The organism is Exiguobacterium sp. s64, assembly GCF_018618035.1.
Taxonomy (GTDB): domain Bacteria; phylum Bacillota; class Bacilli; order Exiguobacteriales; family Exiguobacteriaceae; genus Exiguobacterium; species Exiguobacterium mexicanum_A.
The window spans coordinates 185,012-200,190 of the sequence record NZ_JACSLH010000004.1; the positions used below are offsets into that span (position 1 = coordinate 185,012).

Sequence of the window (15,179 nt, forward strand, 5' to 3'; positions counted from 1 at the left end):
GTTAGTTCAACAATTGTAGCACGCCTTGCGGCAAGGCGTTCGACTGGGCGATCATCGCCATGCCGGATTGGTTCAAGATGTTGAGGCGGGCGAAGTCCATCATCTCGCGCGCCATGTCGGCGTCACGGATGCGTGACTCGGACGCCGTCAAGTTCTCGGACCCGATCGTCACGACGCTCACGTTCGCCTCGAGCCGGTTCTGGATGGCACCGAGTTTTGAACGTTCGAGTGATACCTTTTGAATCGCGGCGTCGAACTTGGCGATGGCGTCATTGGCGCCACCTTGTGTCGTCACGTCTAAGCCGTCGATTCCGAGCGCGCCGGCGCGCATGTCGTCGACGTTCAAGACGACGCCCTCGCCGCTGCCGGCACCGAGTTGGAAGAAGAGCGTCTCATTGCCGGCGATAAAGTCACCGTTCATGATTTTCTTCGAGTTGAACTCGGTCGTCTCGGCAATCCGGGTCACTTCATCGGTGAGTGCCGCAATCTCGTCTTGAATCGCCTTGGCGTCATCACCGCTCAGCGTCCCGTTCGACGCTTGGACCGACAACTCGCGCATCCGTTGGAGGAGGGAATGGGTCTCGCTCATCCCGCCTTCGAGCGTCTGCGTGAGCGAGATGCCGTCGAGCGTGTTGCGTTCGGCCATCGACAACGAGTCGAGCCGAATGCGCATCTTCTCGGAGATGGCGAGCCCGGCCGCGTCGTCGGACGCCTTGTTGATTCGGACACCGCTCGAGAGGCGATCCATCGTTTTCTTCATCGTCGCCTGATTGACGGTGAGCGATGAGTAGGCTTTGAGTGCCTGGACGTTATTGGTAATTTTCATAGCGGTTTCCTCCTGCCGGTACGGGTTTCAGACGGGCATTCTCGATCGCCTCGCCCCATGTCTGGTCGAGCTCGGTCGCGAGACCGTGAAGCTCCTCGATTTTATCCATGTCTTGCTCGATCAGCGCCTCGAGGCTCGATTTCGCCATATAGAGGTAAAGCTCATCGAGTTGAGCTGAAATAATGCCACCGCCGTCGTGGAGGCCTTGGTGAAGCTTCGCGAGCAGTTCACGCGCTTGGCGCAAATGGCGGTTGCGTTCGGCGATGGTCGCCGTCCTGGCTTGTTCATAATGATAGACGAGCGCGTGGAGCATCGCTTGGGTCAGCTCTTCCGGGCTCATTTCGTATAGTCGGTTCGGGTTCATGATGGGTCTCCTTTGATGGTGTCGAGTTCTTCAATCAGTAATAGCACTTCGGCCATGACGTCATACAGTTGGGGCGGAATCGCGTCCCCGAGGTCGAGGTCGAGCAGGTGGCCAAGGAGCGAATGGTCATGCTCGATGGCGACGCCGCGCGCTCTCGCCTCGTCTAAGATTTTATCGGCGACGGCGCCGGTGCCGCGGGCGACGACTACCGGGGCGCGGTCAATCGTCTCGTCATAGCGGACGACGGCGGCCGTCTTGCGTTTCGTCAAATCCATGCGTTGATACATAACAGCCTCCTAGATGCGGAAATCATAGCCGGTCGTCTCGAGCGTCGGACGCTCGGTCTCCGGTCGGTCCGTCTTCGTCAGTGGGCGGAACTGGGTCGTCACGCTCCGGTAACCGATCGCTTCGAGTGTCGTCTCGATCTTGCCGAGAAGCGGCTTGGCGAGCGTCTCGATGACCGGGTCATCGTGTTCGAGCGTGAGCCGAAGATTCCGGTCAATCGCCTCGAGTTTGACGCCGATCTCTCCGAGACGCGGTGTCTCGAGCCGGATATAGAGCACGCTGTTCTCCCAGTCGACGACGTCCCCGGCCTCCCGGTTTTGGATATGGACGTGGATGCCGGTGTCGATCTCTTGGACTTTCGCCGGCAAGGCGAGGATGAGCTGTTGGAGCTGTCCGCCGTCGAGCCGGTTCAACGTCTGTTGGACTTGGAAGAACGAGGCGAGCCGCTGTGCTTCAGGTGTCGCCGCGTCAGCTTTCAATGACAATGTTGACGCCTGGACGCGCTGCGCCGTCTCTTGGATGACACGGCCGGATAAGTTCGGGTCGACCTTGAACGGCGTGACGCGCGGCAGTTCGCCGGCGCGGGTCGCTTGGTGCGGGATATATTCGAGCCGGACATGGTTCGGCACGTAGCGGAACTCGTTCAAGCTGGCGCGCACTTCTTTGATGAGCGCGGCGCTCTCGGCCGGTTTCGTCGACAGCAGGCCGAGGGCGACGTCGAGCTTCGCCGTCATCGCGACGAGCGCCTTCTCTTGGGTCGCGCTCGTATGTAGCAAGGCGTCCGTCTTTTGGATGAGTTGCGTCAGCCGGGTCGACACCGTCTCGAGCGCGGGACGTGCCTGATGCGGGTTCGTCTCGACGAGGGCGGCGACTTGGCCGAGCTGTTTCGTGACCGTCACTTGCTCGTTTCGGAACGTGTTCGTCACGGTCGCGAGATGTGTCGTCACTTCTTTGACGAGCACCGGTCGGCCGAGAACGGGCGGTAACGCCTCGCGCAGTTCGATTCGCGTCGGGCGCGGCTCCGGCAACTCGTTGATGAGTCGGTCGACCGTCTCAGGTGTCGGTGTCAAACGTTCGCTGACGGGGCGCGACAGATTGACGTGCTCGATGAACCGTTCTTTCTGCGGGTACGGCGCGTCAGGTGCCGGTGGTTTGATTTGTTGTCTCGCTTCATCTAATGACGCGACGGCGATGTCGCGGACGACGTCACGCGGGAGCGTGGGTGCCTCGATCGTCTTTAGCCAAAGGACCGCATCGCGCAGGTCGCCTTTAAAGACGGTTTCGAGCAGTCGCACCGTGTCCTCGTTCATCGGTAACCGTCCTGATTGGAGCAAGCGGCTGACGGCGCTCCGCACCTCGAGCGGTAGCGACGCGAGCAACGCCTGAATCTTCGTATCGAGTTTCACCGGTTGGCCGCTCGAAGTGTCCGGCGTCTCCGGCTCAGGCTTGACGACGATCGTCCCGATCAGCTGGCCGTCTTGTTCGGCGAGCGTCAATTGGAACGGATTCGTCTTCGGGAGCCCGCCTTCGAACGTGACTTCGACGTGCTCGCCGTTGATTTTAACGATGCCGGAGTCGGGTCCGGTCTGTTTGACGAGTTCGGCCTTATAGACCCGGTTCGTTTGGATACCGGCCGTGACCGCGACGGCCGCGGTCAATGGGGCTTGGATTTGCATAGTTGTCACCTCGACCAATATATCGACCTCTTTTTCAAAAAGTGAAGCGAAACCGACAGAAAAAACCTCCCGTCGGACGACGGAAGGGTCAGGATTCGAGCAAGGCGTTCTGGTTCAATTGTTGAAACCGAGCGACGAGTTCGCCCGTCGCTTTCAGCTGGTTGCGGAGGACGTACGCGGTCGCGTTCGTTTGAATCCGGTGCCCGTCCTGGGTGACGACCGAGCCGTTCGGCTCTAGCGGGTCACTCGAGATGTCACGGATGTGGGACCAGGCGTACCATTCGCAATCAGGGCGCTTCGGGGACTTCGTCGGGAAGAAGACGAGCCCGGACGTCGGTTCGATGACGACAGGCACTTTGCCTTTGACACCGGCGACGCGCTTGGCAACGAAGATGCGTTCCTCGATCGAACTGCTGTACTGGCGGCACGAGAGCTGCAACAGCTGGTAGGGCCGGAGCGGCGTCATGATCTCAGATCCGTCCTCGAGAATGATCCGCGATTGCATCGTCATGTCTCGACATGGCAAAATCGCCACCGTCCGTTTCGTGATCCGGTATTTCTCCTCGGAATGGTAGGGGCGCATACAGCTGCACCGTCCTTTTCGTATTGGATTTTCAGGCTCGGCCATAACAGATGGAACACAAACCTAAATCATCCCTTCCATGATATATCACAAAATATGTAAATTCAATAAGGTGATATGAAAAGTAGGGAAATACAATTCCAATGTAAGCCAAATGAGCATTCGTTTGCAAAAAATTGAGAAAGTGTTTGTCACGCCTGCAAGAAGGTGGTAAGATTACCGATAGAGGGAAAGCCTCTGTATTCTTCAATGGTGAAAGGAATGGATTTACACATGGTAGGTAAAGTAAAATGGTTTAACTCAGAAAAAGGTTTTGGATTCATCGAAGTAGAAGGCGGCAAAGACGTATTCGTACACTTCTCAGCAATCCAAACTGACGGCTACAAATCACTTGACGAAGGTCAAGAGGTAGAGTTTGAAATCGTTGATGGCGAGCGTGGCCCACAAGCGGCTAACGTTACAAAATTATAATTTCGAACCACGAGTCGGCTCCTAACGGGGCCGACTTTTTTGTTTTTCTCACATAATGTCCTTCCCAATCAAAATCGCGTTTAAGAACGGGTAAAACGGGTAGTTTGTTTCTATACTACCGATTCACGTGGAAGACGGACCTGTCGGAACAAAATTGTCATTATTTTCTGATGATAACGTTTTCAAACGATTCGGATTCGGGGTATACTATATATGAGCCACCTGGTTCCACTTTCTTTTCAGAAATGAAGCAGGAGATTCGGTCCAATCTGACGAATCATTGGGTCAAGCGGTTATTTTAAGGAGGAGTTCAGATGATTTATAACATTCGCGGCGAAAACATTGAAGTCACACCAGCCATCCAAGACTATGTCGAGAAAAAGCTGGACAAATTGACTCGGTATTTCACAACTCCTACGGATGCACAGACGGCTTACGTCAACTTGAAAGTGTACAATGAGAAACAAAAAGTGGAAGTGACGATCCCGATGCCGAACTTGTTGCTCCGTGCTGAGGAGACCAACCTCGACATGTACGCGGCAATCGACCTCGTCGTCGACAAATTGGAACGTCAAATCCGTAAACACAAAACGAAACTCAACCGTAAATCACGTGCCAAAGATGGCGGTATCGGCGAGTACTTCAAATCACTCGAAGGTCCCGAAGACGTGGTCGTCTATGACGAGGACGAGGCAGAACTCGAACTCGTGCGGACGAAGCGTTTCACGCTCAAACCGATGGACACAGAAGAAGCGATTCTTCAGATGGACATGCTCGGTCACAGCTTCTTCGTCTTCTCAGACGCAGAGACGGGCAACACGAACGTCGTCTACCGTCGTAAAGACGGCAAATACGGCTTGATCGAACCTGAATAATTCAACCTTGAAACCACACGGCCCTCCGACTCGGAGGGCCGTTTCCTTTTGCCTTTCCTTGAAAGCAAGGGTCACTTCGGTTAAACTGTACATTAGGGAAAAAACATGCATTTTTTCAGTGAATGCAGAGGAGATAAAGCGTATGGCGAACTTTTTGAAAGATTTATTTGCTCCACAGAAACGAGTATTGAAAAAAGCAGAAAAAGCGGCCGACCTCGTCGAGTCATTCGCCGAACCGATCAAGGCATTGTCTGACGAAGCACTTCAGGCGAAGTCGATTGAGTTCCGGGAGCGTTTGGACAAGGGCGAGACGCTTGACGATATTTTGCCAGAAGCGTTCGCGGTCTGCCGCGAGGCGTCCGAGCGCGTGCTCGGCATGCGCCACTACCGTGTCCAGCTCATTGGGGGCTACGTGCTCCATAACGGCGACATCGCCGAGATGAAGACCGGGGAAGGGAAGACGCTCGTCGCGACCCTTCCGGTGTACTTGAACGCGCTCACGGGCCGCGGCGTCCACGTCGTGACGGTCAACGAATACTTGGCCCGCCGTGACAAAGAACTCATGGAACCGCTCTACTTCGCGCTCGGTCTCTCGGTCGGCCTCAACGTGTCGAACATGGACCGCGTCGAGAAGCAGGCGGCATACAACTGTGACATCACGTACTCGACGAACAACGAGCTCGGTTTCGATTATTTGCGTGACAACATGGTCCTTTATAAAGAAGACCGTGTCCAACGCGAGCTCTACTTCACGATCGTCGATGAAGTCGACTCGATTCTCGTCGATGAGGCGCGGACCCCGCTCATCATCTCGGGATCGGCTCAAAAATCGACAGAACTCTATACACGGGCCGACGCGTTCGTGCGGACGCTCAAGATCGAGGACGACTACACGGTCGACGTGAAGACGAAATCGGTCCTCTTGACGGACAAAGGGGTCGACCTCGCCGAGAAGTTCTTCGGCATCGACAACTTGTTCGCGATCGAGCACGTCTCGGTCAACCACCACGTCGGGCTCGCCCTTCGTGCCAACGCCGTCATGCATCATGACGTCGACTATATGGTCCGCGACGGCCAAGTCATGATCATCGACCAGTTCACGGGTCGGGTCATGGACGGACGCCGCTACTCGGAAGGGTTGCACCAGGCGATCGAGGCGAAAGAAGGCGTCGAGATTCAACGCGAATCGATGACGCTCGCGACGATCACGTATCAGAACTACTTCCGCATGTATGAGAAGCTGGCCGGGATGACCGGGACGGCGAAGACGGAGGAAGAAGAGTTCCGTAACATCTACAACATGCAGGTCGTGACGATCCCGACGAACAAACCGATCCTTCGGGAAGACCGTTCGGACCTCATCTTCAAATCGATGGAAGGCAAGTTCAAAGCCGTCGTCGACGAAATCATGGCAGCCCACGCGACGGGACAACCGGTCCTCGTCGGGACGGTCGCCGTCGAGACGTCGGAGTATTTGAGCAAGCTCCTCTCGAAGAAGAAGGTCAAACACGAAGTGTTGAACGCGAAGAACCACGCTCGTGAAGCCGAAATCGTCGAGAACGCCGGACAAAAAGGTGCGGTCACGATTGCGACGAACATGGCCGGACGCGGTACCGACATCAAGCTCGGCGAAGGCGTCATCGAGCTCGGCGGATTATACATCGTCGGGACCGAGCGCCACGAATCGCGCCGGATCGACAACCAGCTCCGTGGACGGGCCGGACGACAAGGGGACCCGGGTAAATCCCAGTTCTACTTGTCACTCGAAGACGAGCTTATGCGCCGCTTCGGTACTGACAGCCTCCAGAGCATGATGGAGCGCCTCGGCATGGACGACACGCAACCGATCGAGAGCCGCATGGTCTCGAAGGCGGTCGAGTCGGCTCAAAAACGTGTCGAAGGCAACAACTATGACGCACGGAAGCAGCTCCTCGGCTACGATAACGTCATGGCGGACCAACGGAAAGTCATGTACAAAGACCGGGCCAGCATCCTCGAGAACGAATCGGTCACGGACATCGTCCGTTCGATGATTCAAGAGACGGTCGAGACGGGCGTGGCGCAATATACGCCGCTCGAACTCGTGCCGGAAGAGTGGAACATCGAGGAACTCGCGCACTGGGCTAACCAGACGCTCGCCCTCGAGCAACCGGTCGAAGGCAAGGACTTCTTCGGCAAAGAGCGCGAAGAGATCATCGAGCTGTTGAGCGAACGTACGAACGCGCAGTATGAGGCGAAACGCCAACTCGCGCCGCCGGAACGCTTCAACGAGTTCGAGAAGATCATCGTTCTCCGGGCCGTCGATTCGCACTGGATGGCGCACATCGACCATATGGACCAGCTTCGTCAAGGGATTCACTTGCGCGCTTACGGGCAGAACGACCCGCTCCGTGAGTATCAGGCGGAAGGGATCAACATGTTCGATGCGATGAACGTGGCCATCTCCGAAGAAGTGACCGGCTTCGTGCTCCGTGCCGAAGTCGGCGACAACCTCCGACGCGAGAAAGTCGTCGAGGAGGAAGTGGCGGTGTCTGGCAAGGACGACACGCCGGTGAAGAAAAAGCCGGTCCGTCGCTCTGAAGACCAACGGCTCGGGCGCAACGACCCGTGCTGGTGTGGTTCAGGCAAAAAGTTCAAAAACTGCCACGGCAAACAACAGGCTTAATTTTGAAAGAGGCGAGCCCGCTCGCCTCTTTCCTACGGAAAGGTGACCTACACTATGGAAATTTCAGATATTCGCAACGAACTTGAGGCGATGGCGAAACGCCTCGAGAATTATCGCCAATCGCTCAACCTGACAGAGAAGCAGGCCCGCATCGCCGAGCTCGAGAACGAGATGACGTACCCAGACTTCTGGGACAGCCAAGAGAAAGCACAGAAAGTCATCGACGAGTCGAACGCGCTCAAAGCGATGGTCGACAAATACCAAGAGCTCGCCGATGGACATGAAGACGGCGAAGTCACGCTCGAACTCATTAAAGAAGAGCCGGACGCTGAGATGCAAGGCGAGTTAGGGGAGATGGTCACGGCGCTCAAGGCCGATTTCGACGCGTTCGAGCTCGAGATCCTTTTGAACGGACCGTACGATGCCAACAACGCCATCCTCGAGCTTCACCCGGGGGCGGGCGGTACCGAGTCACAAGATTGGGCATCGATGCTCCTCCGTATGTATCAGCGCTTCGCGGACAAGCAAGGCTGGAAAGTCGAGACGGTCGACTATCTGCCAGGCGAAGAGGCCGGCGTCAAATCGGTCACGCTCCGCATCGTCGGGCATAACGCCTACGGCTATTTGAAGGCGGAGAAAGGGATTCACCGCTTGGTGCGCATCTCGCCGTTCGATTCGTCGGGCCGCCGTCATACGTCGTTCGTCTCGTGTGACGTCATGCCGGAGTTCGATGACGACATCGAAGTTGACATCAAGACCGAAGACCTCCGAATCGATACGTACCGCGCGTCAGGCGCCGGCGGTCAGCACATCAACACGACCGACTCGGCCGTCCGAATCACACACGTGCCGACGGGCGTCGTCGTCTCGTGTCAGACGGAGCGTTCGCAAATCAAGAACCGTGAGTCGGCGATGAAGATGCTTAAGGCAAAACTGTATCAACGCGAACTCGACGAGCAGCAACGCAAGCTCGATGAGATCCGTGGCGAGAAGACAGACATCGGTTGGGGCAGCCAAATCCGCTCGTACGTCTTCCACCCGTACGCGATGGTCAAAGACCACCGCACGAGTTATGAAGTCGGGAACACGAGCGGCGTCATGGATGGAGACATTATGGGCTTCATCGACGCATACCTCCGCAAGACAAATATGTGATGCAAGTGGCTCAAGGACTCACGTCTTTGGGCCACGTTGTATGTAGAGGAGAAAACCTTTAATGAAGCAAATCGTCAAAGACTATATCTATTTACTGACCGGGTCCGTCTTCGTCGCCTCGGCGTTCAGTTTGTTCCTATTGCCGAACAACCTCGCCTCGGGCGGCGTCAGCGGAATCTCGATCATCACGTACGAGCTGTTCAACATCTCGCCGGGGGCGTTCCAGCTCGTGTCGAACGTGTTGCTCCTCCTCGTCGGATGGATGATTCTCGGGCTCGGCTTCGGGGTGAAGTCGCTCGTCGGGTCGATTTTCTTGCCGGGCGTGATCTTATTTTATGAAGCGATCGATGCGGGTGCCGCCGTCAATGACACGCTGCTCGCGGCCATCTTCGGCGGGGCCGGTGTCGGCATCGGGCTCGGCCTCATCTTCCGAGGGCGCGCCTCGACCGGGGGGATGGATTTGCTCGCGCAGATTTTACATAAATTCACCCATATCCCGCTCTACCTCTGTATCGCCATCCTTGACGGGGCGGTCGTCCTCGTTGCCGCTGTCACGTTCTCGTTCACGACGGGGCTATATGCACTCATCGCCCTGTTCATCACGATCAAGATGATCGACTTCGTCCAGCTCGGTTTCACGCAGGACAAGATGGCCTACGTCATCTCGGAGCAGCGGGACGTCATCACGCGTGCCGTCTTCGATGAGCTCGACCGCGGCGCGACAGAGATTCAAGCGATCGGGGCGTATTCGCGTCTCGACCGCCCGATGTTGCTCGTCGTCGTCCGTCAGAACGAGGTGAGTCGTTTGAAAGAGATCATTCGCCGTATCGATCCCGACGCGTTCCTCATCTTCAGTGAGGCGCATGAGGTGATGGGCCAAGGGTTCACGTCCGATAAGCGCTATATCAACGTTCCCTAACATGTGGAATCTTTGTGTATTTTTCGTGAGTTAGGTTAGAAAGCGGTTCATAACGGCTATAATGGTAAAAGTAGGTTATTTCTACGACATAGGAGGGGAACCTGATTATGAAGAAATGGATGATGGCGATTGGACTTGGCGCCATGCTCACGCTCGGTGCGTGCGGCGGTGGCGATGAAGAAGAGTCGACGAGCAACGGGGACGGCGCGAACACGGCGTCGGTCGACGCGGAAGCGGTCTACGCACAAAACTGTGCGGCCTGCCACGGTGCAAACCTAGAAGGCATGAGCGGTCCGAAACTTTCGGACGTCGGTTCACGTCTATCGGCGAGTGAAATCGAAGAAGTCATCAAGAACGGGAAAGGCGCCATGCCTGCGAACGTGATTGAGGACGAAGAAGAGATCACGGCTGTCGCGGCTTGGCTCGCCGAGAAAAAATAATTATGGGGAACCACGAGGCGACTCGTGGTTTTTTTTGTCTTCATTTCCTTTAACTAAATATGAAGCGCCCATGATTCAGTGGAAGCATTCACAGATGCAGGTATCTTTTGAATGTGCGTTTCACCGTCTGTGTCGATCTCGTGAAGCCCATCTTCATTTCGACAATTTCCCACCGAACTCCATCCAACTGAAACAATCCTGTAATGGTTATTTAAAAGTTCGATTGTTATAATTGTAGGCGCTTGAACTGTCGCCTCAGCGATGAATTGGATAGAGGTGACTGCTATATGGTCGCTTGACAGGTTATCTGATTATCGTGTAGAACAGAGGTTAGGCGAAAATATTCACTTAACGAATCAATTCGATGAAACCAATTCAGAATTCGTCATAGATGCATGGAAAATATATAAAAAGGGTAGGGAATACGTTATGATATCGATGCAAAAAGTCAGCAAAGTATATCCAAACGGCGTCGTCGCAGTCGACGACCTCGATTTGAAGATCGAAGACGGCGAATTTCTATACGTCGTCGGACCATCCGGCGCCGGGAAATCGACGTTCATGAAAATGATTTATCGGGAGGAGAAACCGTCGAGCGGTCAGCTCATGATTGACGGGATCGACGTCGGCAAACTGAAAAACCGCCACGTCCCAAAACTGCGCCGTCAACTCGGCGTCATCTTCCAAGACTACAAGTTGTTGCCGTCTTTGACGGTATATGAGAACGTCGCGTTCGCACTCGAGGTCGTTCAAGCCGACACGGGCACGATGCGCAAACAGGTCATGGACGTGTTGAACCTCGTCGGCCTGAAGCATAAGGCGCGCAACTATCCGGACGAACTGTCGGGTGGGGAGCAGCAACGTGTGTCGATCGCCCGTGCCATCGTCAATAAGCCTAAGCTCATCATCGCCGACGAGCCGACCGGTAACTTAGACCCGGACACGGCTTGGGGCATCATGGAAGTATTTGAAGAGATTCACCGTCGCGGGGCCACGATCGTCATGGCGACGCACAACCGTGATATCGTCGACAAGATCCGTCATCGCGTCATCGCGATCGAGAACGGAAAAGTCGTCCGCGATGAAGAGAAAGGAGCATATGGCTATGATATTTAAAAGTGGAATCCGTCATCTGCGCGAAGGGTTCAAGGGAACACTTCGCAACGGGTGGATGACGTTTGCGGCTGTCAGTGCCGTCACCATCACCTTGTTACTCGTCGGGGTGTTCGCCCTCGTCATGTTCAACGTCAATGAGATCTCGGAGAACGTCGAGAACGACGTCGAGATCCAAGTATTCGTCACCCGGACCGCGGAGGAAGCGAACGTCGAGAAGCTAGGCGAGAATATAGAGCAGATTCCAGGCGTCGCATCGGTCACGTTCAGCTCGAAAGAGGATGAACTGGAGAACTTCCGTAACCAGCTCGGGGAAGACGCCAACGCCTATGGAACGGTCGAGAAAGACAACCCGCTCCATGACCGCTATATCGTCAAGGCATCAGACCCGCTCGAGACGGAGACGGTCGCCGACGCCGTGCAATCACTCGACAACGTCGATAAGGTCACATACGGACAGGACTATATCGACAAGATGTTCGCCTTCTTCAACGGGATTCGCATCGGTGGACTCGTGTTGATCGTCGGTCTCACACTCATGGCGATGTTCCTCATCTCGAACACGATCAAGATGACGATCTTCTCACGCCGTCGCGAGATTGAGATCATGCGCCTCGTCGGGGCGAAAAACAGCTTCATTCGCTGGCCGTTCTTCATCGAAGGACTTCTCCTCGGTGTGCTCGGCGCGCTCATCCCGATCGCCGTCATCTACTTCGGTTATGACGTCGCATATAGTGCTTTACAACCATCGCTAGATCAACTGAATAGTGATATATTTAAATTGATTGATCCATCGGTACTGACGACACAAGTGTCGCTCGTCCTCTTGGCGCTCGGTGCTTTCATCGGGATCTGGGGCTCGACAACATCACTCGGTCGGTTCTTGAAAGTCTAATCTAATTTAAATATGAGGAGGAGTTGGCGGATGAAACGTTCGCTTGCGCTTGGATTAAGTTTGACGCTACTTGCCTCGCCGGTCATGGCGACGGAGAAAGACACGCTGAAAGCACGACAAGATCGTCTATCCAATCAATTGGAGGAGTCCAAGAAAGCGCAAGACGAGACGGACGCCGAGCTCGACATCACCGAGGCGGAACGCGACGCGGTAGCGACAGAGATTCGCGCCGTCAATGAACGTCTCGAGGGATTAAGTGAACAGATCGCCGTCCAGCAGGAAGAAGCGGACGCGGCGCGCACCGAGCTCGAGGAAACCCGTGATCAACTCGCTGCCCATGGGCAGTACCTCGAAAGCCAGAAGGCGCTCCTTAGTGAGCGTCTTCGTGTGCTTCAAGTACACGAGGACCGGTCCTATCTCCAAGTCGTCTTTGAGTCCCGCTCGTTCGGAGACTTCGTGACGCGGCTGTTGACCGCGCAGACGATTGCGGAGCAGGACCGGGACCTCATACATACCTACATGAATGAAGTCGAGCGGCTCGAAACGCTCGAGGCACGGCAACGGACGCAGCTGTCATTCTTGAAACAAAAAGAACGTGAGCTCGTCGTGACGAAACAAGCGCTCGACGTCGCCGCCGAACAGAAGCGCGACTTGTTGTCGGAGCTGAACGAACAGGTCGAACTGCTCGAACTTGAAAAAATGAGCCGTGCCGAAGAGCAGGCGCTCATGAACGAACAGAGCCGCATCATCGCTGGACAGCTCGAAGCGATCGCCACGGCGGAACGAGAAGCGGCCGAAGCGCAGGCCCGAGCCGAAGCGGAAGCACGGGCGAAGGCGGAAGCCGAGGCGAAAGCACAGGCCGAGGCCAAAGCCGCAGCTGCAGCGGAAGCGAAAGGACAGTCGGACGAGAAGGCCACGGCCTCACCAGCACCGACGCCCCCACCGCCTGCGGAAGCCCCGACGAACGTGTCGGGGCCGGCGACCTCGTTCGTCCGTCCGGTGTCCGGTTACGTGTCGAGCCCGTTCGGTCCTCGCCAAAACCCATTGACAGGCGTGGCGGAGTCGCATCGCGGCATCGATCTCGTCAATGCGACCGGGACCCCGATCGTCGCGGCGGCACCAGGCATCGTCATCAAGGCGGCGCCGGCGACAGGATACGGCAACGTCGTCTTCGTCTCCCACATCGTCGGTGGGGCCGTCTGGACGACCGTATATGCCCATCTCGACTCGATCACGGTCTCGTCTGGGCAAACGGTGTCCGCTGGCCAGACCGTCGGTACGCTCGGCAACACGGGCTGGTCGACGGGACCGCATCTCCACTTCGAATTACATCGCGGACAATGGGCGCCAGGGCAACCGAATGCGGTCGACCCGGGTCCTTATATCGGTTACTGATGAGACGGACGTGTTCCAAATTTGTGGAACGCGTCCGTTTTTCTGAACTTTTTGCTATACTGAATGAAAGACTGACAAAGAGAAAAGAGGGAATCACCCGTGAAAAATACAACCGCAGGATTACTAGCTGGCGCTACGTTCGTCGCCGGGGCCGGTGCAGGGCTCGCGACGATGGCGTTTACGGATACGGCGTTGCCGATTCAACCGAAGGCAGAAGGCTGGGACAAGGTCGACCAAGTCCGGCAATTGATCGAGACGCATTCATTGAAGGATATTTCGGAAGAGGATTTATTGACCGGTGCCCTCGACGGGATGACGGCAGCGCTCGACGACCCGTACTCGGACTTCCTCGATGCCGAAGAGACGTCACAGTTCACCGACTCAATCGAGTCGAGCTTTGAAGGAATCGGCGCGACTTTGGAGAAGAAAGGAGAAGACATCTTAATCGTCGCTCCAATCAAAGGCGCACCAGCCGAAGCGGCAGGTCTTCGGTCCGGTGATGTCATCACAGCGGTCGACGGGGAATCGATTGAAGGGATGGCCGTCGAAGAGGCGGTTCAACTCATCCGGGGCGAGAAAGGGACCGTCGTCACGCTGACGATTCAGCGCGGCGGCCAAGAGGCCGACTACGAGATTACACGCGATACGATTCCAATTGAGACCGTCTACTCGGAAGTGAAAGAGCAAGATGGAAAGAAAATCGGTTATATCGAGGTGACCCAGTTCTCCGAACCGACGGCCGATGAGTTTTTGGAGCAGCTTGAGACGCTCGAATCGGAAGGGATCGATAGCCTGATCATCGACGTACGAGGCAACCCGGGTGGATTGCTCCCTGCCGTCATCGAGATGACCGAAGGATTCGTCTCGACGAACAAACCGGTCGTCCAAATCGAGAATGCGGATGGGGACCGTGAGTCGCAGAGCGGCCGTGCCCGGGAAGCGAAGCCATACGACTTGTTCGTCTTGACGGACGAAGGGTCGGCATCGGCATCTGAAATTCTGGCCGGGGCCCTCAAAGAAGGTGCCGGGGCCACAATCATCGGCAACAAGACGTTCGGGAAAGGCGTCGTCCAGACGGCGTTCGATTTAGAGGACGGCAGCAACTTGAAGCTGACGACGAGCAAATGGCTCACACCGGACGGGAACTGGATCAACGAGAAAGGCATCGAACCGGACGTCGAGGTCAATCAACCGGATTACTTCAATGTCACCCGCATCCTCGCCGACGCGGATACGCTCAAAGTCGGGGACTACGGGGAAGCGGTCTCGAACTTGCATACCGTGTTGACGGGCATCGGCTATGAGCCGGGCGGACAGCCGGGCTATTTCGGTGATACGATGGGCCGTGCCGTCAGTGCCTTCCAAGCCGACAACAACTTGCCGGAAGACGGGATCGTCAATGAAGCGACGGCGTCGGCGCTCGAGTCACGCTTGCTCGAGGAGATTCAAGACGAGGCGAACGATGCCCAATTGAATCGCGCGCTCGAAGAAGCTGCAAAATAAGGATTAGGGAAAGG

General features: G+C 56.0%; 15 protein-coding genes. 10 read left to right on the plus strand and 5 right to left on the minus strand.

Features of this window, described 5'->3' with window-relative positions:
- Position 1: 1 nt before the first annotated feature.
- From KNP64_RS08500 to KNP64_RS08520, 5 genes are all read right to left on the minus strand, one after another.
- On the minus strand, positions 2–826 hold the full coding sequence (locus KNP64_RS08500) for a flagellin N-terminal helical domain-containing protein (RefSeq protein ID WP_131472868.1): 825 nt from the start codon (positions 824–826) through the stop codon (positions 2–4).
- The gene (locus KNP64_RS08505) at positions 810–1,190 is read right to left on the minus strand and encodes a flagellar export chaperone FliS (RefSeq protein WP_214760512.1); all 381 of its coding nucleotides are present in this window, start codon (positions 1,188–1,190) and stop codon (positions 810–812) included. The genes KNP64_RS08500 and KNP64_RS08505 overlap by 17 nt, the downstream gene beginning before the upstream one ends.
- Entirely contained in the window at positions 1,187–1,477 is a 291-nt protein-coding gene (locus tag KNP64_RS08510; RefSeq protein ID WP_214792804.1) for an EscU/YscU/HrcU family type III secretion system export apparatus switch protein, read from the minus strand. Before KNP64_RS08510 ends, KNP64_RS08505 begins: the two co-directional genes overlap by 4 nt.
- Positions 1,478–1,486: 9 nt before the next feature.
- Positions 1,487–3,151: a hypothetical protein gene (locus KNP64_RS08515; protein ID WP_251126372.1), complete on the minus strand. Its 1,665-nt coding sequence runs from the start codon at positions 3,149–3,151 to the stop codon at positions 1,487–1,489.
- 88 nt (positions 3,152–3,239) lie between these two features.
- Positions 3,240–3,734, minus strand: coding sequence for a competence protein ComK (locus tag KNP64_RS08520; protein ID WP_214707226.1), 495 nt, complete (start codon positions 3,732–3,734; stop codon positions 3,240–3,242).
- Positions 3,735–4,007: 273 nt separating this feature from the next.
- Here KNP64_RS08520 and cspD point away from each other — a divergent pair, with 273 nt between their 5' ends.
- The 10 genes from cspD to KNP64_RS08570 all read left to right on the plus strand — a co-directional run bounded on the left by cspD (position 4,008) and on the right by KNP64_RS08570 (position 15,165).
- Entirely contained in the window at positions 4,008–4,205 is a 198-nt protein-coding gene (cspD, locus tag KNP64_RS08525; RefSeq protein WP_021065411.1) for a cold-shock protein CspD, read from the plus strand.
- A gap of 314 nt (positions 4,206–4,519) precedes the next feature.
- The gene (gene hpf, locus KNP64_RS08530; RefSeq protein WP_021065412.1) at positions 4,520–5,080 is read left to right on the plus strand and encodes a ribosome hibernation-promoting factor, HPF/YfiA family; all 561 of its coding nucleotides are present in this window, start codon (positions 4,520–4,522) and stop codon (positions 5,078–5,080) included.
- A 142-nt stretch (positions 5,081–5,222) separates the two neighbouring features.
- Entirely contained in the window at positions 5,223–7,745 is a 2,523-nt protein-coding gene (secA, locus tag KNP64_RS08535; protein WP_138859058.1) for a preprotein translocase subunit SecA, read from the plus strand.
- A gap of 54 nt (positions 7,746–7,799) precedes the next feature.
- On the plus strand, positions 7,800–8,900 hold the full coding sequence (prfB, locus tag KNP64_RS08540; RefSeq protein ID WP_214792811.1) for a peptide chain release factor 2: 1,101 nt from the start codon (positions 7,800–7,802) through the stop codon (positions 8,898–8,900).
- Between the two features lie 61 nt (positions 8,901–8,961).
- Entirely contained in the window at positions 8,962–9,819 is an 858-nt protein-coding gene (locus KNP64_RS08545) for a YitT family protein (protein ID WP_214792814.1), read from the plus strand.
- A 107-nt stretch (positions 9,820–9,926) separates the two neighbouring features.
- Complete coding sequence (cccB, locus tag KNP64_RS08550) at positions 9,927–10,259, plus strand: cytochrome c551 (protein WP_021065416.1); 333 nt, start codon at positions 9,927–9,929, stop codon at positions 10,257–10,259.
- A 429-nt stretch (positions 10,260–10,688) separates the two neighbouring features.
- Positions 10,689–11,375 carry a cell division ATP-binding protein FtsE gene (ftsE, locus tag KNP64_RS08555; RefSeq protein ID WP_214707244.1) on the plus strand — a complete coding sequence of 229 codons (687 nt, stop codon included), beginning with the start codon at positions 10,689–10,691 and terminating at the stop codon, positions 11,373–11,375.
- Positions 11,365–12,267 (plus strand): permease-like cell division protein FtsX, encoded by a 903-nt coding sequence (gene ftsX / locus KNP64_RS08560; RefSeq protein WP_214792817.1) that lies wholly within the window; start codon positions 11,365–11,367, stop codon positions 12,265–12,267. Before ftsE ends, ftsX begins: the two co-directional genes overlap by 11 nt.
- Before the next feature lie 30 nt (positions 12,268–12,297).
- On the plus strand, positions 12,298–13,662 hold the full coding sequence (locus tag KNP64_RS08565) for a murein hydrolase activator EnvC family protein (RefSeq protein ID WP_214792820.1): 1,365 nt from the start codon (positions 12,298–12,300) through the stop codon (positions 13,660–13,662).
- A gap of 99 nt (positions 13,663–13,761) precedes the next feature.
- Complete coding sequence (locus KNP64_RS08570; RefSeq protein ID WP_214752911.1) at positions 13,762–15,165, plus strand: S41 family peptidase; 1,404 nt, start codon at positions 13,762–13,764, stop codon at positions 15,163–15,165.
- Positions 15,166–15,179: the final 14 nt, after the last annotated feature.